This is a genomic window from Bifidobacterium amazonense (assembly GCF_018555435.2).
Classification (GTDB): domain Bacteria; phylum Actinomycetota; class Actinomycetes; order Actinomycetales; family Bifidobacteriaceae; genus Bifidobacterium; species Bifidobacterium amazonense.
In genome coordinates this window covers 1-22,795 of the sequence record NZ_JAFEJT020000024.1, presented here as the reverse complement: position 1 = coordinate 22,795, position 22,795 = coordinate 1, and the positions used below count along the sequence as shown (strand labels likewise).

The following is a 22,795-nucleotide window of genomic DNA, read 5'->3' as shown; positions in this document are numbered from 1 at the left end:
CCCTATCAAGCACCGCGATCTCATCCGCGGACAGATCAAGCGACACCGAAGCGATAGGACCGGCAACCTGCGGGCGATGACGCAACCACGCCAACGCGACCGGCAGCGCATAACCGCGCTCGCGGGCGTATCCGCCTCGCGGTTCCGCTGCGGGCGGACAGTCCGGAGTGACCGCATATGCCGTATCCGCACGCAGTCGTGCCAAAACACGCCGATCGAACAAGCGTTCGAAATTTGTCCGGGAATCAGGTATCCTAGGGCGCAGCACCGAGAACGCACGACGAACGAACAGAAGGCGGCAGCGATGGCGGCAAACCGAAAGGCCCCGAACGGCGGGAAAAACGGCGACGTGGTGGTCGAACGCGTCATGACCAGCGACACGTTTCTGTCGAGGGAAATCAAGAAGGCGCCGATGCGTCGCACCGACACGTCGCTCGTGGCGGACATCTCCCACATCCCCAACGACCTGAAAATCACCATCCAGGGTGCGCGTGAGCATAACCTCAAGAACGTGGACCTGTCGATCCCGCGCAATCGCATGGTCGTGTTCACGGGCCTGTCCGGTTCGGGCAAGTCGTCGCTTGCGTTCGACACGCTGTTCGCCGAAGGTCAGCGGCGATATGTGGAGTCGCTGTCCGCGTATGCGCGACAGTTCCTCGGACAGATGGACAAGCCGGACGTCGACTTCATCGAAGGACTCAGCCCGGCCGTGTCGATCGACCAGAAGACCACGAACCGCAACCCGCGTTCGACGGTCGGCACGATCACCGAGATCTACGATTACCTGCGACTGCTGTTCGCCCGCACCGGCATTCCGCACTGCCCGGTGTGCGGAGAGCCGGTGAGCGCCCAGACGCCGCAGCAGATGGTCGACACGCTGCTCGCCAACCCGGAACGTACGCGTTTCCAGATTCTCGCCCCCGTGGTGCGTGGCCGCAAGGGCGAATTCGCCGACCTGTTGGAACTGCTGCGCGGCGACGGCTACGCCCGCGCGCTCGTGGACGGCGAGATGGTGCAGCTGAGCGACGACATCAAGCTCGCCAAGCAGAAGAAGCACACGATCGAAGTGGTCGTCGACCGTCTCGTCGTCAAGGACGGCATTCGCCAGCGGCTCACCGACTCGGTCGAAACCGCGCTGAAACTCGCCAAGGGCGTCATCGTGGCGGACTATGTGGACCGGGACGAGAACGATCCGGCCCGTCGCCAGCCGTTCTCCGAAAAGCGCGCCTGCCCGAACGGCCACCAGCTCGAACTCGACGAGATCGAGCCGCGCACGTTCTCGTTCAACGCACCGTACGGCGCGTGCCCCGACTGCACGGGCATCGGCTATTCGCTCGAGATCGACCCGGAACTCGTCATTCCCGACCCAAGCAAGACGCTCAACGAAGGCGCGATCGAACCATGGGGGCTCACCAAGGGCACAGGGGAGTACTACCGCCACGTGCTGGAGGGCCTCGGCGAGGAAATGGGCTTCGACCTGGACACTCCGTGGCAGGATCTGCCGTATGAGGTTCGTCATGCGATCATGTATGGCCGCAACTTCAAGGTGAAGGTCTCCTACCGCAACCGGTGGGGACGCATGCGCGAGTATTCGACCGGATTCGAGGGTGTGGTGCGCACGCTGATGCGCCGCCACGACGAGACCGATTCCGACCAGATGAAGCAGTATTACGAGTCGTACATGCGCGAGGTGCCGTGCCAGACCTGCAAGGGACGGCGTCTGCGCCCCGAAGTGCTGGCGGTGACGGTCAACGGCAAGTCGATCGCCGACGTGTGCGACATGTCCGCCGAAGCGAGCCTGGCATGGGTGAACGGTTTGGAACTCACGGGATCCGCCGCGCAGATCGCGGGCGAGGTGCTCAAGGAGATCCGTGCACGGCTCGGCTTCCTCAACGACGTCGGCCTGAACTATCTGACGCTGTCGCGCGCCGCGAAGACCCTGTCCGGTGGCGAGGCGCAGCGCATCCGCCTCGCCACGCAGATCGGCTCCGGCCTCGTCGGCGTCATGTACGTGCTCGACGAACCGTCCATCGGCCTGCACCAACGCGACAACGAGCGGCTCATCGAAACGCTGCATCACCTGCGTGACCTCGGCAACACGCTGATCGTCGTCGAGCACGATCAGGAGACCATCGAAAAGGCCGACTGGCTCGTCGACATCGGACCGGGAGCGGGCGAACACGGCGGCGAAGTCGTCTACTCGGGCCCCGCGTCGAAGCTCGTGGAGGCTCCCCGATCGATCACCGGCGACTACATCGCCGGCCGTCGCGAGATCGCCGTGCCCGGCCACCGCCGCAAGACCGACCGGACCCGCCAGCTGCGTGTCGTCGGCGCACGTGAGAACAACCTCAAGAACCTCACCGTCGATTTCCCGCTCGGCGTGATGACCGTGGTCACCGGCGTCTCCGGCTCCGGAAAATCCACGCTCGTCAACCAGATCCTCTATCCCGTCCTCGCCGACAAGCTTAACGGCGCGCGCATCGTGCCCGGCAAGCATACGCGCGTCGAAGGCGTCGACCAGTGCGACAAGGTCATCCACGTCGACCAGAACCCGATCGGACGCACGCCGCGATCCAATCCCGCCACCTACACCGGCGTGTGGGACAAGATCCGCACCCTGTTCGCCAAGACGCCGGAGGCCCAGGTGCGCGGCTACGGGCCGGGCCGCTTCTCGTTCAACGTCAAAGGCGGCCGATGCGAGGCCTGCCATGGCGACGGCACGTTGAAGATCGAAATGAACTTCCTGCCCGACGTGTACGTCGAATGCGAGGAATGCCACGGCATGCGGTACAACCGCGAGACGCTCGAGGTCAAGTACAACGGCAAGTCCGTGTCCGACGTGCTCGACATGCCCATCGAGGAGGCCGCGAAATTCTTCAAGGCATACCCGTCGATCTCCCGCTACCTCGACACGCTCGTCGAGGTCGGCCTCGGCTACATCCGCCTCGGCCAGCCTGCCCCCACCCTGTCGGGCGGCGAATCGCAGCGCGTCAAACTCGCCACCGAACTGCAGCGCCGCTCTACGGGCAAGACCGTGTACATCCTCGACGAGCCGACCACCGGCCTGCACTTTGAGGACGTGAGGAAACTCCTGCTCGTGCTGCAGGGGCTCGTCGACAAGGGCAACACGGTGATCGTCATCGAACACAACCTCGACGTGGTCAAGTCGGCCGACTGGATTATCGACCTCGGCCCGGAGGGCGGCGACGGCGGCGGCACGGTCGTCACGCAGGGCACGCCCGAACAGGTGGCCGAATGCGCGGATTCGTGGACCGGCCGATTCCTCAAGCCGATGCTGTGAGCCGCCATGACCAACGACATCGAACGACATGCGCCGGATGTGTGGCGCAGGACGGCGGAAGCGCTGCAGCGGCAGGACATGGCCGGGGTGGATGCGTCCGCGGGCGTCAACAGGAACGGCGCGCCGCTGCTGGGGGACACCCGCGACCTGTTCCGGCCGAAGACCGGCGACATTCCGGCGCAGCCGGGCGTCTACAAGTGGCGTGACGGCGAAGGCCGTGTGATCTACGTGGGCAAGGCCAAAAGCCTGCGCAACCGTCTGACCAACTATTTCCAGCCGCTGTACCTGCTACATCCGCGCACGCAGACGATGGTGCTCACCGCGCGCAGTCTCGAATGGACGGTCGTCGGCACCGAGCTTGAGGCGCTTACGCTTGAATACACGTGGATCAAGGAATTCGATCCACGGTTCAACGTGCAGTTCCGTGACGACAAGACCTATCCGTATCTGGCCGTATCGGCAGGGGAGCGGTTCCCCCGAGTGTGGGTGACGCGCAGCCGCAAACGACGCGACACCCGCTACTTCGGCCCCTACGCGAAAGTATGGGAGCTGCGCAAATCGCTCGACCGTCTGTTGCGGGCCTTCCCGGTGCGAACCTGCGCCGAGGGGGTGTATCGCAAGGCGGAACTGACGGGACGGCCATGCCTGCTCGCGTCCATCGGCAAGTGCTCCGCACCGTGCGTCGGACGCATCGACGCGGCGGAGCATCGGCGCATGTGCGAACGGCTGGTCGGTGTGATGACCGGTCGACTGGGCAAATCGTACGTCGCTCAGCTCACGCGCGACATGAAGGAGGCCAGCGCCGAACTCGAATTCGAAAAAGCGGCCCGGTTGCGCGATGAGATCCAGATGCTCCAGACCGTCATGCAGCAGAACGCGGTCGTGTTTGACCAGGACGTCGACGCCGACGTGTTCGGCATGGCATCCGACGAACTGGAGGCGTCGGTGCACGCGTTCATCGTGCGCGACGGTTCGATTCGCGGCGAACGCAACTGGAGCGTCGAACGGGTAGAGGACGTGGACGATGCCGAGCTCATCGCCGATCTCATCGTGCAGGTGTATGCGGACGCCGATACGGATGCCGCCTCGAACGGATCCGCCAACCGGATCGAGGAACGCCGCGACGCGATCGGCTCGACGCAGTCGCTGACCGCCATCGACGCCGCATCACGGGCGCAGGCGACGCGCGAGCGGCACGAGCGACAGGAGCAGACCGGCAGGGCCGACCTGTTGGCGCCGGTTTCCCCGATACCGCGCGAAGTGATCGTGCCGGTCGACCCGGCACGCCGCGAGGAACTCGAATCATGGCTGGGTGGCCTGCGCGGCGCCGCGGTGACGATCCGCACCGCCAGCCGCGGTGAAAAGAAAGCGCTGATGGACCGTGCTGCGGAGAACGCCGGGCAGGCGTTGCAACGCAGCAAGATGAGTCGCATCAGCGACATGGGAGCCCGTTCGGACGCCATGAACGATGTGGCGAAGGCGTTGGGACTCGCGCAGGCACCGTTGCGCATCGAATGCTACGACATCTCCAACACCGTCGGCGGCGCATACCAGGTCGCCTCGATGGTGGTATTCGAGGATGCGATCGCCAAAAAGTCCGAATACCGGCGCTTCGCCATCCGAGGCAAGGACGGCAACGGCGCGGTCGACGATCTGAGCGCCCTGTACGAAACCCTGACGCGCAGATTTCGTCACGGCAACATCGCAGGCGATACGGGAGACAGCATGGACAACGAGCGAAGGGAACGTTCCGTTCGCTCCGATCCGTCCGTCTCGTCCGAAACACCGGCCTTCGGAACCGGCGGCGCAGGGAGCGCCGATGACGGCGATGGCGCGGACGAGCCGATCGTGCAGCAGAACACGGACCGACGCCGATTCGCATACAAGCCGAACCTGATCGTCGTCGACGGCGGCCAGCCGCAGGTCATGGCCGCGGCCAAGGCCCTCGCCGAATGCGGCGTGGACGACGTGGCCCTGTGCGGACTGGCGAAACGCCTCGAAGAGGTATGGGTGCCGTACGACGACTATCCGATCATCCTCAAACGCCAGTCTCAGGGCATGTATCTGCTGCAGCGCGTACGTGACGAATCACACCGCTTCGCCATCACCTATCATCGGCAGACCCGCCGCAAAGGCGCCCTGCGATCCGCATTGGACGACATCCCAGGCATCGGCGAGGCATACCAGAAGCGCCTGCTCGCCCGGTTCGGCTCGGTTCGCGCCATGCGGGAAGCATCGGTCGAGGAACTCGAAGGAGTCAAGGGCATCGGGCATGCCAAGGCCGAGGCGATATACCATGCGTTGCACGCGCAGGAGAGGCAGGACTGAACTTCAAGCGCGGGAACGATGCCCATGGCCAGGAACGGCGGCCGTTCCCCGGGCCGAAGATCGCCACGGACGAATGACCTTCGGGCGACGCCGAATACGATACGATAAATGAGGATATGAAGGAGGGGGTATGACTCAGGTCAACCATCGTTGCGCCGTACTCGGCAAGCCCATCGCCCACTCGTTGTCCCCGGTGCTCCACGGGGCCGCATACAAGGCCCTCGGCCTTGACGATTGGGCGTACGAACGACACGAGATCGGCGAGGACGATCTCAAAGGCTTCCTTGACGGGCTTGATCCGACATGGCGAGGCCTGAGCCTGACCATGCCGCTCAAGAAGACCGTCCAGCCGTACGGTACGCCGAAGGACGCATGGGCCAAGTCCCTCAAGGTGGCCAACACGGCCGTGTTCGATTGGTCCCGTGCCGAGGCGCACGGCGGCAGGCCGGAGATCGGCCTGTACAACACCGACGTGCCGGGCATCATCTACGCATTCCAGCATGCATGTGACGCGGACGGCGGACCGTCGCTCGAGGAACGCGACATCCGCCGGGCGACGGTGATCGGCAACGGCAATACGGCCGCATCGGCCGCATGCGCGATCTCCGTCATGCTTGCCGCGTCGGCGGACGCCGTCGACGGACATAAGGGCGAGCTCACGGTGGCCGCGCGTCATCCCGGCAAAAACCCGGACATCGCGCGCATCGTCGCCGAAGAGAACAGCGCACAGCTGCGCGAGGTCGACATGGAGCAGGCGATCGAGGCGTTGCGCGGCGCGGACGTGGCCGTCAGCACGATTCCCGGCCATGCGGCCGACGTGATCGCCGAAGCCATCGAAACCGACGATTCGTTCTTCCCGCACGGCATCCTGCTCGACGTGGTCTACGATCCGCGTCCCAGCGCTCTCATCCGCGCATGGCGCGCCAAGGGCGGACTGGCGATGGGCGGCGAGGAGATGCTGCTGTACCAGGCCATCCTGCAGGTCAGGCTTATGACCGGAGCCGAAGGCGAAGCCGCACTGGCCGGCCGGGATGCGATGACGACATTGGAGCCGCCGATGCGGCGGGCGCTTGAGGAGGCGTTGTGATGGACGAGGCCAAGACCGATATGGCGGCGGGGGCCGCGGCCGGGGCGGCCGCAGGACAGGACGCCGGCAGACCCGAGCCCGCCGACGGGTTCGAGGTCCTGCTGATCACCGGCATGTCCGGAGCGGGCCGCTCCCATGCGGCCGACAGCGTGGAGGACATGGGCTGGTATGTGGTCGACAACCTGCCGCCCAAACTGCTCGTGCCGCTGGTCGACATGATGACGCAGGGCGGCGGCCGGTCCGGCAGCGGCGTGCACAAGCTCGCCGCCGTCATCGACGTGCGGTCGCGCGAATACTTCGACGACCTGTCCGCAGTGCTCAGCCATCTCGACGATCTGGGAGTCAAAACCCGCATCCTGTTCCTCGACGCCAGCAACGACGTGCTCATCAAGCGCTATGAGTCCGTGCGCCGTCCGCATCCGCTGCAGCGGGGCAACCGGCTCATCGACGGCATCAAGGAGGAACGCGCGCTGCTGATGAACCTCAAGGAACGCGCCGACATGGTGATCGACACGTCCGCGCTGAGCATCCACCAGCTGTCGACCAAACTGTACGAGGCGATGCTCGGCTCCGGCCCCAAAACCGTCGCCGTGCACATCTTCAGCTTCGGTTTCAAATACGGCATTCCGCTCGACGCCGATTTCGTGGCCGACGTGCGCTTCCTGCCGAACCCGTTCTGGGTGCCCAGCCTGCGAGAGCTGACCGGACAGGACAAGCCGGTGTCCGACTACGTGCTCTCCAGCAAGGGGGCATCCGCGTTCCTCGACGCATATGAGCATGCGATCCTCATCGCGCTTGAGGGTTACGCCCAGGAGGACAAGCATTTCGTCACCATCGCGATCGGCTGCACGGGCGGGCAGCACCGTTCCGTGGCGATGAGCGAGGCGCTGGCCGCGCGGTTGCGCGCGCATGGCCTGGAGGTAAGCGTTTCCGCGCGCGAGCTGCAGCGACGCCGCCCCGAGCGTTGACGCCCGGACGTCTTGAGGCGGCATCGGCTTGGCGACCACATACCGAGCCGACGCCGTCCGATGGGCGGGCAAACATGATTGGCTTGTCCAAGTGATTCGGTATCACAGTAAGCCGGTGGCAAGGCGGGGCTCATGCCCGGCAACCGGCCAAGCATTGAGGAGAACGGGACATAGGAGGTTGGCTCTTGGCTCTTCTGGATGATGTCAAAAGCGAACTCGCCGCAATCGATAATGAGTTGCCCGCCGCCAAGAAGGCGCAGGCCACAGCGATGATCCGCTTCGGCGGCGGCTTGAAGCTCGTGCAGCGTCAGATTATCGTGCAGGCGCAGTTCGATTCGTTGGAGGCCGCGAAGTGGCTTCAGGACACCATCAAGGATCTGTACGGCCATGAGGCGGTGCTCACCCAGGTCTCGCGACAGACGCCCAACGGCGTTGTGCAGCGCTACCTGATCCACGTCGACAGGGGAGGAGCGGCCCTGGCCCTGCAGACCGGTCTGCTCGACCGTCGCAAGCAGCTGGTGCGTGGTCTGCCGGCCGAAATCGTCAACGGCAACATCGCGCAGGTCAAGGCGGCCTGGCGTGGTGCCTTCCTTGCCCACGGCGGACTGTCCGATCCGGGCAAGGCCAGTTATCTGGAGATCACCTGCCCGTGCAACGAGGCGGCCCTTGCGCTGGCCGGCATCGCGCGGCGCCTCGGCATCAGCGCCAAGCCGCGCCAGCTGCGCAGTTCCGAGCGCGTCACGCTCAAGGATCCGGACGCCATCGAACGTATGCTCAATCTTATGGGAGCCCCGCGTTCGGCCCGCGAATGGACCGGCAAGCGCTCCGATGGGGAAGCCCGCGGCAAGGCGAACCGCCTGGCCAATTTCGACGACGCGAACATGCGCCGCAGCGCCAAGGCCGCCGCGGAGGCGAGCGAGAAGGTGCGCAAGGCGTTCGAGATCCTCGGCGACGACATTCCCGACAATCTCAAGGCCGCAGGCCAGCTGCGCCTCGACCACGGCGATGCCAGCCTCGAGGAGCTGGGACGTCTGTCCGATCCGCCCATCACCAAGGACGCCATCGCAGGCCGCATCCGCCGTCTGCTGCAGCTTGCGGACAAGACCGCCAAGGCTCGCGGCCAGTCGCTGTGACCTTGTTTTCCAGAGCACGAAACACCGCCTCGCTTTCTGCGAATGGCGGTGTTTTTGTTCGTTCGGCACGGTATCATCACTAATGGCGTATCCACGTCACCACTCTTCCCGTGTTGCGGAGCATCACGCGACGCGACGCGCGGTTAGGAAAGGATATTCATGAAGACACTCAAGGATCTTGGAGATCTCAAGGGCAAGCGCGTTCTGGTTCGCGCCGATTTCAACGTCCCGCTGGACGGCACCACCATCACCGACGACGGCCGCATCAAGGCTGCCCTGCCGACCATCAAGACGCTGCGCGAAGAAGGCGCGAAGGTCATCCTGATGGCCCACCTCGGCCGTCCGAAGGGCAAGGTCGTCCCGGAGCTGTCCCTGGCCCCGGTCGCCGCCCGCCTCGGCGAGCTGCTCGGCATCACCGTGCCGCTGGCCAAGGACACCTACGGCGAGGACGCCCAGGCCAAGGTCGCCGCCATGAACGACGGTGACGTGGTGCTGCTCGAGAACGTGCGCTTCAACCCGGAGGAGACCAGCAAGGATCCGGCCGAGCGTGCCGCCTACGCCAAGAAGATCGCCGCCCTCGGCGAGGCCTTCGTCTCCGACGGCTTCGGCGTCGTCCACCGCGCGCAGGGCTCCAACTACGACGTGGCCGCCGATCTGCCGGCCGCCGCCGGCCTGCTCGTCGAGAAGGAAGTCAAGGCCCTCTCCAAGGCCACCGAGAACCCGGAGCGTCCGTTCACCGTCGTGCTCGGCGGCTCCAAGGTCTCCGACAAGCTCGGCGTCATCGAGAACCTGCTCGACAAGGCCAACCGCCTCGTCATCGGCGGCGGCATGGTGTTCACCTTCCTCAAGGCCAAGGGCTACGAGGTCGGCACCTCCCTGCTCGAGGAGGACCAGCTCGACAAGGTCAAGGGCTACATCGAGACCGCCGAGAAGAACAACGTCGAACTCGTGCTGCCGACCGACATCGTCGTGAACCCGGGCTTCCCGAAGTCCGACGCCGACGTCGCCCCGGAGGTCGTCCCGGCCGACGCCATCCCGGCGGACAAGATGGGCCTCGACATCGGCCCGGAGTCCCAGAAGCTGTTCCACGACAAGATCGTCGACTCCAAGACCGTCGTGTGGAACGGCCCGATGGGCGTGTTCGAGATCGCGGCCTTCGCCGACGGCACCCGCGCCGTGGCGCAGGGCCTGGTCGACGCGACCAAGGCCGGTGCGTTCACCATCGTCGGCGGCGGCGACTCCGCCTCCGCGGTGCGCAACCTCGGCTTCCCGGAGGACGGCTTCTCGCACATCTCCACCGGCGGCGGCGCCTCCCTCGAGTTCCTCGAGGGCAAGGAGCTGCCGGGCCTGAAGGTGCTCGACTGAGATTGACCCGAACGTCGCGCCCCTCTTCACGGAGGGGCGCTTCGTTTTGCGGGAATACACATCGCGTCCGATAACGGATCCTACGGAAAGGAACAACGGCATGGCCTCGCGCACACCGCTGGTGGCGGGCAACTGGAAGATGCACTTCGACCATTTGGAAGCCACCTACTTCGTGCAGAAACTCGCATGGCTGCTACGCGACGCGCATTTCGACTACAAGCGCTGCGAGGTCGCATTGATGCCGTCGTTCACCTCCCTGCGCAGCGTGCAGGTGCTCGTCGAAGCCGACCGGCTGCCCATCCGATACGGCGCGCAGTCCGTATCCGTCACCACGCAGGGCGCGTTCACCGGCGACGTGTCCGCCGACATGATCGCCGCGCTCGGCTGCAGCTACGTCATTGTCGGCCATTCCGAACGGCGCAAGTACCATCCCGAGGACGATGCGAACATCGTCGATCAGGTGCGCGCCGTGCTCGCCGCCGGCATGCAGCCCATCCTGTGCGTCGGCGAAAGCTTCGAGGAACGCCGTCAGGGCATCGAACTCGACTTCGCGGTCGGTCAGGTCCACGACGTGACGCGCGACCTGTCCAGCGACCAGGCGGCGAAGCTCATCATCGCCTACGAGCCGGTGTGGGCCATCGGCACCGGCATGGTGGCAACGCCCGAATCCGCGCAGGACGCCGCCAAGGCGATCCGTGACGATCTCGCCGCCACGTTCAGCCGCGACATCGCCGACGGCGTGCGCATCCTCTACGGCGGCTCCGTCTCTTCGAAGAACGCGGTCGAACTCATCGGCGAGCCGGACGTCGACGGCTTCCTGATCGGCGGGGCCGCGCTCAACGCCGACGAGCTCGCGAAGATCGCCCGCATGACGCTCAAGGCGACATCCGGGCGCTGATGTCCGGGCCCCGTCGTCTCCATGCCTCGCATCCAAGGACGGTCCCCGCAATAATCCACTGTGAATTCGGCGGTTTTGCCGCATTGTTCACCACCTTGGGGTATGGTATAGGACAGCACTTTATGAATTGGAGGTTCGCCCGTGTCCGCTATGGCCATCGTTAAGCTCGTGCTGCAGATCATTCTCGTCGTCTTCAGCCTGCTGCTCACCCTGCTCATCCTCATGCACAAGGGTAAGGGCGGCGGCCTGTCCGACATGTTCGGCGGCGGCCTGACCCAGAACGCAGGCTCCTCGGGCGTCGCCGAGAAGAACCTGAACCGCTGGACCGTCATCATCGCGCTGCTGTGGGTCGCGATCATCATCGCCCTCGGCCTGATGGCGAAGTTCAACCTCGTCTGACATACGGCGTACCCGTACGGCGGTACAGCATACCGATTATTGACATGAGCCATGATCCCGACCGATCATGGCTCATTTTTTCGTGAAGGAGGCATGGATTCATGGTCACCATGAACCGCAACAAGGTCGTCATCGTCGGCACCGGCCAGGTCGGCTCCACCGCCGCGTTCGGCATCGTCACGCACGGCCTGTGCAACGAGCTCGTGCTCATCGATCATTTCGCGTCCAAGGCGCTTGGGGAGGCGCACGATCTCGACGACGGCAGCGAGTTCCAGGACCGTCACGTCAAGGTGCATGCCGGAGACTACGCCGACTGCAAGGACGCCGACATCGTCGTCATCACCGTGGGCCGCAAGCCGCCGGCGAACTCCACGCGTCTCGCCGAACTCGGCTTCACCATCGGTCTCGTCGGCGACGTGGTCGACAACGTCATGGCCTCCGGCTTCGACGGCGTGATCGTCATGGTCTCCAATCCGGTCGACGTGATGGCATGGTACGCGTGGAAGCGCTCCGGTCTGCCGCGCACGCAGGTGCTCGGCACCGGCACCGCACTCGACACGTCCCGTCTCAAGACCATCATCGGCGAGGAGACCGGCCTTGACCCGCGCAACGTGGGCGGCTTCGTCATGGGCGAGCACGGCGACTCGCAGTTCACCGCATGGTCCACCGTCTCGCTCGGCGGCAAGCCGTTCGCCCGGTTCCTGGCCGACAACCAGGATCGCTTCGCGTCCGTGTCCACCGAGGAGATCGAAGCGAAGACGCGCATGCGCGGCAATGAGATCGTCGCCGCGAAGGGCGGCACGAACTTCGGCATCGCGTCCACCGTCGCCGGCATCGTGCAGACGATCCTGTGGGACGAGCGCCGCATCGTGCCCGTCTCCACGCTGCTCGACGGCGAATACGGCGAGCATGACGTGTTCCTCGGCGTGCCGACGGAACTGCGTGCGAACGGCGCGAACGAAATCGTCGAACTCGACTTGGCCGACGACGAACTCGCCAAGCTGCACCGTTCGGCCGACATCGTCCGCTCCTACTGCGAGGGCCTGCTGTGACGGCCGGGAACCGGAAACTCGCGGATAACGGACGCGACGATATCCGGCTCGTCGTCGCCGATCTCGACGGCACGCTGCTGCACGGCGGCGCGACGTTCGAGGAACGGTACATCACCGACCGTTCGGTCGACGCCGTCCGTCGTCTGCACGACGCCGGTTATCTGTTCGCGATCGCCACGGCCCGGCCGGTGAGCACTGGACTGGCGTTCGCCGACAGGCTTCCGGCCGACGCGGTGATCTACCTGAACGGCGCGCTCATCGACTTCGATCCGGCGCATTCCGACTTCGACCTGCTCACCGGCAAGCGTCCGGCCGCGGAGGGGCATCTCGAGAAGATCGGCTTCCCCTCGTCGCGCGCATGCGAGGTCTGCCGTGATTTTCTGCGCGAGCTGCCGGGACTCAAGATCGGCATCGTGATGGACGACGTGCGGTACACGAACTTCGACGTCAGCGTCTATTGGAAGACGCAGACGTGGCGTCTCACCGACTTCTCCGACGGGGACGTGCCCGACGGCATCGCCGACAAGATCATCGTCTTCCCCGACGCCGAACAGTGGAAGCGGCTGGAAACGCTGGTCCCGGACGATTTCGACGTGCACATCTCCGAAGGGACGATGTGGATGCTTATGAGCCCGTTGGCCAACAAGGAGCACGCGCTGGGCATCGTGTGCGACCGTCTTGGCGTGCCGTTGGCGAACACCGTCGCGTTCGGCGACGACGTGATCGATATCGCGATGATGCGCGAGGCCGGGCTCGGCGTGGCCGTCGCGAACGCGAATCCTGATGTGCTCGCGATCGCGGACGCCACCTGTCCCGCGAATGACGACGACGGCGTGGCCAGGTGGATCGAGGAGCGGCTGCTGTAACGAGGACCTCCCGTCGCGGACCGTGCCGTGCGATTCCGTCAGATGGAATCGCACGGCACGGCTGTAACGGCGGCACGCTAACCTGTATGGCGGTAAGGCAACCGCACGGAACAGGAGTGAATATGTCGCTGGCCATTCGAGTCATCCCATGCTTGGACGTCGACGCGGGACGCGTGGTCAAGGGCGTGCACTTCGAGAACCTGCGCGATGCCGGCGATCCGGTCGAGCTGGCCGCCGAATACTACCGTCAGGGAGCCGACGAGCTCACCTTCCTCGACGTGACCGCGTCCAGCTCGCATCGACAGACCATGGTCGACGTGGTGTCGCGTACCGCCGAGCAGATCTTCATCCCGCTGACCGTCGGCGGCGGCGTGCGCACGCCCGAAGACGTCGACTCGCTGTTGCGCTGCGGAGCGGACAAGGTCGGCGTGAACACCGCGGCGATCAACGATCCGACGCTGATCAGCCGCGTCGCCGACCGGTTCGGCAACCAGGTGCTCGTCCTGTCCGTCGACGCCCGTCGCGAACAGGGCGAGCAGCACACGCAGTCCGGCTTCGAAGTGACCACGATGGGCGGCCGCAAGTCGACCGGCATCGACGCGATCTGGTGGGTCAAGCGCGCCGAGGAACTGGGTGCGGGGGAGATCCTGCTCAATTCGATGGACGCCGACGGCACGCAGCAGGGCTTCGATCTCGAAATGATCCGCGCCGTGCGCAAGGAAGTGAACATTCCGATCATCGCCTCCGGCGGTGCCGGCAAGGCCGCCGATTTCCCGCCCGCGATCGAGGCGGGCGCGGACGCGGTACTCGCCGCATCGATCTTCCATTACGGCAAGGTCACCATCGGCGAGGTCAAGGACGAGCTGCGACGGGCCGGCTACACCGTGCGCTGAACCGACCGTCCGATTCGGTCCGTCGGCGTCTCGTCGGTATGCCGATCATCGTCCATCGATCATAGTGAAGCAAAGAGGAAACACATCAGTCATGCAATACGACAACAGCACGACGCTTGACCCGCGCATCGTCGAACGTCTCAAGCGCGACGCCAAAGGTCTGGTCGCCGCGGTCATCCAACAGTACGACACGCACGAAGTGCTTATGGTCGGCTATATGAACGACGAGGCGTTGCGGCGCACGCTCACGACCGGCCGGGTCACGTTCTGGTCGCGGTCGCGGCAGGAGTACTGGCGCAAGGGCGACACGTCCGGCCACGTGCAGTATGTCAAGTCCGTCTCACTTGATTGCGATGGCGACGCGCTGCTCGTCGAGGTCGACCAGGTGGGCGCCGCCTGCCACACCGGCAAGCGCAGCTGCTTCCTCGAAGGAGGCCCGCTGCCGTGCGTCGAAGGACACCGCACCGCCGAGCAGACGAATCAATCGGAAACCGGGAAGGCCGACAAGGAACAGGAGGAACGGGCATGAGCGAATGCAGCGTCGAACATCTGACATGGGGCGCGACCTGGCCGAGCCGCGAACAGTTCCACGAGCTGGCCGACGAGGGCTACCGCGTCATCCCGATCGTGCGCCGGCTGCTCGCCGACTCGCTCACCCCGGTCGGCTTCTATGAGCGTCTCGCGGGAGGCCGCACCGGCACGTTCATCCTCGAATCGGCCGAATACGGCGGTACATGGAGCCGATACAGCTTCATCGGCGTGCGTTCGATGGCCCAGCTGCGCTCGAACGGCGGCAAGGCCGACTGGCTGGGCAAGGTGCCGGCCGGCGTTCCGACCAGCGGCGACGTGATCGAGGTCGCGCACGCCGCGCTCAAGACGCTCAAGGCGCCGCATGTCGCCGGCCTGCCGAATCTGACGAGCGGCCTGGTCGGCACGGTCGGCTGGGACGCGATCCGCCATTGGGAGCCGACGCTGCGCGCCGAGGCCCCGAACGAGACAGGTCAGCCGGAAACCGTGCTCGCCCTCGCCACCGACATCGCCGTGGTCGACCACGTCTCCGGCTCCGTGTGGCTCATCGCGAACGCGGTGAACGTGGACGACAAGCCGACGCGCGCCGATGCCGCCTACGACGAAGCCGTCGCCCGACTCAACCGCATGCAGCGTGACGCAGCTACCCCCACCGTGGGCGAGGCGCGCGTCAACGTGCTCGACGAGTCCGTGACGCAGCCCCCGCTGCGTTTCCGTACGGAGAAAAGCCACTACGAGCAGGCCGTCGAAGCCGCCAAGCGGCACATCGTCGACGGCGACGTGTTCCAGGTCGTCATCTCGCAGCGGCTCGACATCGACTCGCCCGCCGACCCGTTCGACGTGTACCGTGTGCTGCGCACGCTCAATCCGAGCCCGTACATGTATTTCATGTCGCTCACCGATGCTGCCGGACGCAACTTCAACGTGATCGGCTCCAGCCCCGAGACGCTCATCAAGGTCGACAACGGGCACGCGATGACCTTCCCGATCGCCGGATCCCGCCCGCGCGGCGCGACCCCGGAGGAGGACGAGAGGCTCGCCAAGGAGCTGCTCGCCGATCCGAAGGAGCGCAGCGAGCACATCATGCTCGTCGACCTCGCCCGCAACGATCTGAGCCGCGTGTGCGACCCGACCACCGTCGAGGTCGTCTCGCTCATGGACATCAAGCGTTTCAGCCACATCATGCACATCTGCTCGACCGTCACCGGCCGTGTCGATCCGCATCTGACCGCGTTCGACGTGTTCACGTCCGCGTTCCCGGCCGGCACGCTCTCCGGCGCGCCCAAGCCGCGCGCGATCGAGATCATCGACGAGCTGGAGCCGGCCGACCGCGGCATCTACGGCGGCACCGTCGGCTATTTCGACTTCTCCGGCAACCTCGACATGGCCATCGCGATCCGCACCGCGTTCATCCGCGACCATGAGGCGAGCGTGCAGGCCGGCGCCGGCATCGTGCTCGACTCCGTGCCCGCGACCGAATGGCAGGAGACGCGCAACAAGGCCGAGGCGAGCGTCGAGGCCGTCAAGATCGCCGCACAGTTGCGCGAGTTGTAAAGACGCTCTGCGGCGCTTATGCGGCCCGCATGAACGCAAACGGGTCCGGAATGGGCATACAGGTTTTCTGTATGTCCATTCCGGACCCGTTCGTATGCGGGTACGCTGATGGCCGGGCGGCGTTCCGGCGTCCACCGTTCCCACGATCCGGGCGATCCGGCGGCGACGGGATGCGGATAATGGAAAAGTAGCGGAAGGATGACGAACCATGGCACAGCACGGTACGTATGACGCAAGCGGGTCAGACGCACGGATACGTCGCGCACGACGTCGGACGTTCGGCGCGGTGCTGGCTGTGGTCCTGGCCGCGACGCTGGTGTGCGCCGGGTCGGTCGCCGTGCGGCAGATGGCGGGACTGCCGTGGCGTGCGCTGCTGGGTTCGTCGTCGGGCGGTGCATCGTCGGTCATGCCGCAGGCCGACAGCGATCGCGAGTATCCGCGCGAGGCGAGTCCGGTGGACTACAACGGCAACGGCGTCGACGACTACGCCGACATCGTCGCCGGTGCGCGGGCGGACGCGACGAACCATCCGCAATACGACAGCGGGTATTACGAGGGCGGCTATCCGCCTTCCGACCGCGGCGCATGCACCGATACGGTCTGGCGGGCGTTCCGTCAGGCCGGATACGATCTCAAGGCCATGGTCGATGCGGACATCGCCGCCGATCCAGATTCCTACGCTGCTGTCGCGGCGAAGCCCGACCCGAACATCGACTTCCGTCGCACCGGCGTGCTCGACGTGTTCTTCGCCAAATACGCCCAGACGCTCACCACGGACATCTCGGACCATGCGCAATGGCAGGGCGGCGACATCGTCGTGTTCGAGACGAGCCGCCACATCGGCGTGGTCTCCGACAAGCGCGACCGCGACGGTATCCCGTACGTCATCCACAACATGGGACAGCGTGAACGCGAGAACGACTATCTCGCGTTCCGCCGTCACATGACCGTCACCGGCCATTATCGCTTCGACGCGTCGAAAGTGCCGCAGAACGTACTCAGGGCATGGCGGGGAAACTAGCCGTTCCCGCATTCCGGATCGACCGTCTCAGGCTCCGGGCGCTGGGCGTCCGGCCGTGCAGCAGCGCCTCGGCGTCCTCCCAATCGAGTCCGGTGTCTTTTGCCCGACCGTAGAAGAACCGGACCAGTCCCGGAAAATCAGTCCGGTAGGAACCGAATGCGTCGATGACCGCCAATCTGGTCTGCGGGGAGTCGGGCCGTCGCGCCTCGTAGACCGGAATCGCGCACGGCCTCCATGAGCCGCGTACCCTGGCGATTCGCGTGACGATCATGCCGCCTCGGGCACCGTCGTATTCCGCCGACTTGTCCGGAGTGGACACGATGTACTCGCCGCCGTTCATCGCATCCTCAAGTCGCATGGTCCCACGTACGGCGCTGGCACTGCGGATCCAGAACACGGACGTGAAATTGGTTTCGTCCGTTTCACGCATGTCGCCGAACTGTCGGTCAGATATTCTTCCATCATTGTGCAGCACCCGCGCGAAAGCAAGATACGGCGATATGCCGTCGTCGTACTGGCTGATTCCGAGTCGCCCCTCGTCGGGACCGGACAGACCTATGCGCTGGTCGAGGGCCAGCCAATCCCAGAACATCCACTCGACGAAATCCAGTGTGTGCCGTGAGTGCTTCTTGAACGGATGCAGGTTCACCTCGCCGTAGAACGTTCGCCGTGATTCCGCGTAGAATTCCGGCGCATGCGTCCTGAGAATGTCGGCCACGTCCTTGGTGTCCAGCATCACCGGAGCCTTCTCTTCGTCACCGATGCTGATCATCGTGTTCGTCATGGTCGTTTTTTCCTTTCCAAATACCGCCAACAGTGTCGCTTGCGGTGGGGCACACTGTATGGGCAATATCGCCTCAGCGCAATCGAATTTGGCAAAAATGTGGATATGTGGAGAAAAAATGTCACGGTAAACTGCAAACGTGATCGACATGTTACCAGTCCGATCAAAGAATTTGCACCTGTATCGCAGGATTGATATGCCGGCAGCAATCACCTGTAATATCAACGAAAATAACGCTTGCGGACGTGAGTCTTCATATTTGCCGACTGCATCGCTTGCAATTGACGTCAGCGTTTTCGCATTGCGACACGCCAATTCGGTGCATACGATCGCAATATGAGTACGGCACAGTAGGACCATGATTGCCCAACCTCCGCCGTTGGATCGTGGCATATGCCGTCGGCTCGGCGCCCAGAATGTAGGACACAGCCGGCGAACGCTGGGCAAGGTGGTTTACAGTGACGCATGATCGACCACAAGCAAAGGGAGGATCATGTCGGTTCTGGACGAATTGGTGGCGGGCGCGCTGGAGGACCAGCAGGCCCGCGAGCGAGTCGTGTCGCTTGATGATGTGAGGAAGGCCGCACTGGCGGCCCCGGCCCCGATCGACGCGAAGCGATGGCTCAAGCGCGCCGACGGCATCCCGGTGATCGCCGAAATCAAGCGCGCGTCCCCGTCCAAGGGCCATCTGAGCGACATCCCCGATCCGGCCGCGCTGGCCCGCGAATACGAGGCGGGCGGCGCGGGCGCGATCTCCGTGCTCACCGAAGGCCGCCGGTTCCTCGGTTCGCTCGACGATCTCGACAAGGTGCGCGCCGCCGTGCATATTCCGGTGCTGCGCAAGGACTTCATCGTCACCGACTATCAGGTGTTCGAGGCGCGCGCCCACGGCGCCGACCTGGTGCTGCTCATCGTGGCGGCGTTGGATGACGCGAAGCTGAGGCATCTGCTTGATCTCGCGCACGAGCTGGGCATGACCGTGCTCGTCGAAACGCACACCCGTGAGGAGATCGAGCGCGCGATCGCCGCCGGCGCGAGGGTCATCGGCATCAACGCGCGCAATCTCAAGGACCTCAAGGTCGATGTGAACAAATACAACGAGCTGGCCGCAAACCTGCCGGACGACGTGATCCGCGTCGCCGAATCCGGCGTGTTCGGCGCGGTCGAGGTCGAGGACTACGGCCGTGCCGGCGCGGACGCCGTGCTGGTGGGCGAGGGAGTCGCCACGGCCTCCGATCATGAACTTGCAGTGGAACGACTAGTAAAGGCAGGAGCAAGAGTGAAAGCATCCGAAACCACTCCGTTAAGCGAGCATCAGGGACCGTACTGGGGCCAGTTCGGCGGCCGGTACGTGCCGGAGGCGCTCATCACCGCGCTGGACGAGCTGGAGCGCGTCTACGACGAGGCGAAGGCCGATCCCGAATTCCATAAGGAGTTCATGACGCTGCAGCAGCGCTACGTCGGCCGCCCGTCACCGCTCACGGAGGCGCCGCGCTTCGCCGAACTCGTCAAGGAGAAGACCGGCCTCGACGCGCGCATCTTCTTGAAGCGCGAGGATCTCAACCACACCGGCGCGCACAAGATCAACAACGCGCTCGGCCAGGCGCTGCTCGTCAAGCGCATGGGCAAGACGCGCGTGATCGCCGAAACCGGCGCCGGCCAGCACGGCGTCGCCACCGCGACCGTATGCGCGATGCTCGGCCTCAAGTGCCGCATCTACATGGGCCAGATCGACGCGCGCCGCCAGGCGCTCAACGTCGCCCGCATGCGCATGCTCGGCGCCGAGGTCGTGGAGGTCACGCTCGGCGATCGCATCCTCAAGGACGCGATCAACGAGGCGCTGCGCGACTGGGTCACCAACGTCAAGGACACGCACTACCTACTCGGCACGGTCGCGGGCCCGCACCCGTTCCCGGCGATGGTGCGCGACTTCCAGAAGATCATCGGCGAGGAGGCCAAGGAACAGCTCAAGGACTGGTACGGCATCGATCATCCGGACGCGATCTGCGCATGTGTCGGCGGCGGCTCGAACGCTATCGGCATCATGAACGCGTTCCTCGACGACGAACGCGTGAACCTGTACGGCTACGAGGCCGGCGGCAACGGCCCCGAATCCGGCAGGCACGCGATCCGCTTCGCCCCCGGCACCGGCCAGCTCGGCATGTTCCAGGGCGCCAAGAGCTACCTGCTGGAGACCGACGAGGGCCAGACGCTCGACACGTATTCGATCTCGGCCGGCCTCGACTACGCATCCGTCGGGCCGGAGCACGCGTGGCTCAAGGACATCGGCCGCGTGAACTACAGCTGGGCGACCGACGACGAGGCGATGAACGCGTTCCGCGACCTGAGCCAGACCGAGGGCATCATCCCCGCCATCGAAAGCTCGCACGCGGTCGCCGGCGCCTACAAGGCCGCCGCCGACCTCAAGGCGAAGGGCTACGACAAGGCCGTGATGATCGTCAACATCTCCGGTCGAGGCGACAAGGACATGGCCACCGCCGGCAAGTGGTTCGGCTACCTGACCGACGAGCAGGCCGCCGCGCTCGACGTGACCGGCGCGCACGGAAACACCGTGGCCTGAGGAACGAGGGGAGAACATACCATGACGAACACAGCAACCACGCCGTCCGGCCAGCCGCTCGGCATCAGCCACAAGCCCAGCCGCACCGAGGCGATGTTCGACGCGTTCAAGGCGGAGAACAAGCCCGCGTTCATCGGCTATCTGCCATACGGCTTCCCGAACCCGGACGTCTCGCTCGACGCGCTCAGGACGATGGTCGAGCACGGCGTCGACGCGGTCGAGATCGGCCTGCCGTACTCCGACCCGGTCATGGACGGACCGGTCATCCAGGCCGCCAGCCAGATCGCCCTCAACAACGGCGAAAGCATCCACGGCGTGTTCAAGGCCGTGGAGACCGTGGCAAAGGCCGGCGGCGTGCCGCTGATCATGAGCTACTGGAACCTCATCTACCATTACGGCGTCGAGCGGTTCGCCCGTGACTTCGAGAACGCCGGCGGCGCGGGACTCATCACCCCGGACCTCATCCCGGACGAGGCGGGGGAGTGGATCGAAGCCTCCGACCGTCACGGCCTCGACCGCATCTTCCTGGTGTCGCCGGATTCCGCCGACGAACGTCTCGAGGTCGTCTCGCGCAACGCCCGCGGCTTCGTGTACGCGGCCGCCCGCATGGGCGTGACCGGCGAACGCTCGACGATCGACGCCTCTCCGGAGGCGCTGGTCGAACGCACCCGCAAGGCCGGTGCGAGGAACGTGTGCGTCGGCATCGGCGTGTCCACGCCGGAACAGGGCGCGAAGGTCGGCGCGTACGCGGACGGCGTCATCGTCGGCTCCGCGCTCGTGCACACGCTGCTCAACAACGACGACCGTACGGCGAAGGATCCGGCCGAAGGACTGAAGGACCTCGCAGCGAAGGCCGAATCGCTCGCCGACGGCATCCACAACGCCCGATAGCCCGAGGCGGACGGACATGCCCGTGCTTGGACGGAACCCACGCGCAATCACGCGGGTTCCGTCCGGACTGGGGTAGGATGACAGCGGCATACACGAGTAGAGAGGCGAGCATCACACGATGAACTTGGCTTATATCCCGTCACCGACGTTCTCATATTTCCAGATCGGCCCGGTGACCATCCGCATGTACGCGATCTGCATCCTCATCGGCATCTTCGCGGCCGTCACGATCCTGACGAAACGCTGGAAGCGGCTTGGCGGCACGTTCGACCAGGTGCTCGACACCACGCTGGTCGCCGTGCCGAGCGGACTCGTCGGCGCGCGCCTGTACCACTGCATCACCACGCCCGACCAGTATTTCCCGCCCACCGGCAACCTTGTCAACATCCTCAAGGTATGGGAGGGCGGCATGGCGATCTTCGGCGGCATCTCCGTCGGCGCGCTGGCCGCGTTCCTGTGGTGCCGCCACAAGCGCTACCCGTTCGCGCTGTTCGCCGACGCGCTGGCCCCGGGGCTCATGGTCGCCCAGGCCATCGGCCGTCTCGGCAACTGGTTCAACCAGGAGCTGTACGGCAAGCCGACGACCCTGCCGTGGGGCCTGAAGCTCAACGACGCGGACGCGATCGGCAAGACCGAGATCTGCTACGACGGCCAGACATGCCCTACCGGCACGCTGTTCCATCCGACGTTCCTGTACGAGATGATCTGGAACCTGATCGGCGCGGCGCTGATCGTGTGGCTCGGGCATAAGCTGTGGGGCACGCTCAAGGCGGGCCAGCAGTTCGCCATGTATCTGATGTGGTACGGTCTGGGCCGCACGTGGATCGAGATGATCCGCATCAACTACTCGACCATCATCCTCGGCCTGCGCATCAACGTGTGGACCGCGATCCTGTGCTTCATCCTCGGCTGCATCCTGTTCGTGGTGCTGTGGCGGTTCGGCGGCGACTCCGAGCAGCTGTCCCGCCGGCTCACGGCGGTCACCGCAGACGAGCTCGAACGCGAGTCCATTGCCGAATCGCAGGCCGAGGCCGCAGGCAAGAAGAACAATCAGTGAACAACCGCGACGGGCGGCGACATGATCGCCCTGCTCGTCGCTCAGACTCCATAGAATGACAACCATGACTATTCAAATCGCACCCAGCA

The 22,795-nt window shown here is 65.0% G+C and carries 18 protein-coding genes; 17 read left to right on the top strand and 1 reads right to left on the bottom strand.

Going from position 1 to position 22,795, the window contains the following annotated elements:
• Positions 1-304 precede the first annotated feature (304 nt).
• The 14 genes from uvrA (at position 305) to JS533_RS06935 (ending at position 17,393) form a co-directional block, all read left to right on the top strand.
• Complete coding sequence (uvrA, locus tag JS533_RS07000; protein ID WP_420838633.1) at positions 305-3,301, top strand: excinuclease ABC subunit UvrA; 2,997 nt, start codon at positions 305-307, stop codon at positions 3,299-3,301.
• A gap of 6 nt (positions 3,302-3,307) precedes the next feature.
• Positions 3,308-5,629: an excinuclease ABC subunit UvrC gene (uvrC, locus tag JS533_RS06995; protein ID WP_241513720.1), complete on the top strand. Its 2,322-nt coding sequence runs from the start codon at positions 3,308-3,310 to the stop codon at positions 5,627-5,629.
• Positions 5,630-5,759: 130 nt separating this feature from the next.
• Positions 5,760-6,716, top strand: a complete 957-nt coding sequence (locus JS533_RS06990) for a shikimate dehydrogenase family protein (RefSeq protein ID WP_241513719.1) — start codon at positions 5,760-5,762, stop codon at positions 6,714-6,716.
• Between the two features lie 20 nt (positions 6,717-6,736).
• Positions 6,737-7,684 (top strand): RNase adapter RapZ, encoded by a 948-nt coding sequence (gene rapZ / locus JS533_RS06985; RefSeq protein WP_241513739.1) that lies wholly within the window; start codon positions 6,737-6,739, stop codon positions 7,682-7,684.
• Between the two features lie 185 nt (positions 7,685-7,869).
• Positions 7,870-8,817 (top strand): DNA-binding protein WhiA, encoded by a 948-nt coding sequence (whiA, locus tag JS533_RS06980; RefSeq protein WP_033493653.1) that lies wholly within the window; start codon positions 7,870-7,872, stop codon positions 8,815-8,817.
• A gap of 159 nt (positions 8,818-8,976) precedes the next feature.
• Positions 8,977-10,182: a phosphoglycerate kinase gene (locus JS533_RS06975; protein WP_241513718.1), complete on the top strand. Its 1,206-nt coding sequence runs from the start codon at positions 8,977-8,979 to the stop codon at positions 10,180-10,182.
• A gap of 100 nt (positions 10,183-10,282) precedes the next feature.
• Positions 10,283-11,080 (top strand): triose-phosphate isomerase, encoded by a 798-nt coding sequence (gene tpiA, locus JS533_RS06970; protein ID WP_241513717.1) that lies wholly within the window; start codon positions 10,283-10,285, stop codon positions 11,078-11,080.
• 150 nt (positions 11,081-11,230) lie between these two features.
• A complete protein-coding gene (gene secG / locus JS533_RS06965) occupies positions 11,231-11,479 on the top strand; it encodes a preprotein translocase subunit SecG (protein WP_033493659.1) in 249 nt (82 codons plus the stop codon).
• A gap of 101 nt (positions 11,480-11,580) precedes the next feature.
• Positions 11,581-12,531: an L-lactate dehydrogenase gene (locus tag JS533_RS06960; protein WP_241513716.1), complete on the top strand. Its 951-nt coding sequence runs from the start codon at positions 11,581-11,583 to the stop codon at positions 12,529-12,531.
• Entirely contained in the window at positions 12,528-13,397 is an 870-nt protein-coding gene (locus JS533_RS06955) for an HAD family hydrolase (RefSeq protein ID WP_241513715.1), read from the top strand. Before JS533_RS06960 ends, JS533_RS06955 begins: the two co-directional genes overlap by 4 nt.
• A gap of 122 nt (positions 13,398-13,519) precedes the next feature.
• Positions 13,520-14,290, top strand: coding sequence for an imidazole glycerol phosphate synthase subunit HisF (gene hisF, locus JS533_RS06950; protein WP_241513714.1), 771 nt, complete (start codon positions 13,520-13,522; stop codon positions 14,288-14,290).
• Between the two features lie 91 nt (positions 14,291-14,381).
• Entirely contained in the window at positions 14,382-14,819 is a 438-nt protein-coding gene (gene hisI, locus JS533_RS06945; RefSeq protein ID WP_241513713.1) for a phosphoribosyl-AMP cyclohydrolase, read from the top strand.
• Positions 14,816-16,372: an anthranilate synthase component I gene (gene trpE / locus JS533_RS06940; RefSeq protein WP_241513712.1), complete on the top strand. Its 1,557-nt coding sequence runs from the start codon at positions 14,816-14,818 to the stop codon at positions 16,370-16,372. Before hisI ends, trpE begins: the two co-directional genes overlap by 4 nt.
• A 346-nt stretch (positions 16,373-16,718) precedes the next feature.
• Positions 16,719-17,393, top strand: coding sequence for a DUF1287 domain-containing protein (locus JS533_RS06935; RefSeq protein ID WP_241513738.1), 675 nt, complete (start codon positions 16,719-16,721; stop codon positions 17,391-17,393).
• Here JS533_RS06935 and JS533_RS06930 read toward each other — a convergent pair.
• On the bottom strand, positions 17,371-18,177 hold the full coding sequence (locus JS533_RS06930; protein WP_241513711.1) for a hypothetical protein: 807 nt from the start codon (positions 18,175-18,177) through the stop codon (positions 17,371-17,373). The two genes, JS533_RS06935 and JS533_RS06930, sit on opposite strands and share 23 nt — an antisense overlap.
• A 493-nt stretch (positions 18,178-18,670) precedes the next feature.
• Between JS533_RS06930 and JS533_RS06925 the strand changes: the two genes are divergently transcribed.
• From JS533_RS06925 to lgt, 3 genes are all read left to right on the top strand, one after another.
• The gene (locus tag JS533_RS06925; protein WP_241513710.1) at positions 18,671-20,758 is read left to right on the top strand and encodes a bifunctional indole-3-glycerol phosphate synthase/tryptophan synthase subunit beta; all 2,088 of its coding nucleotides are present in this window, start codon (positions 18,671-18,673) and stop codon (positions 20,756-20,758) included.
• Positions 20,759-20,779: 21 nt separating this feature from the next.
• On the top strand, positions 20,780-21,649 hold the full coding sequence (trpA, locus tag JS533_RS06920; RefSeq protein WP_241513709.1) for a tryptophan synthase subunit alpha: 870 nt from the start codon (positions 20,780-20,782) through the stop codon (positions 21,647-21,649).
• Between the two features lie 118 nt (positions 21,650-21,767).
• A complete protein-coding gene (lgt, locus tag JS533_RS06915) occupies positions 21,768-22,706 on the top strand; it encodes a prolipoprotein diacylglyceryl transferase (protein WP_241513708.1) in 939 nt (312 codons plus the stop codon).
• Positions 22,707-22,795: the final 89 nt, after the last annotated feature.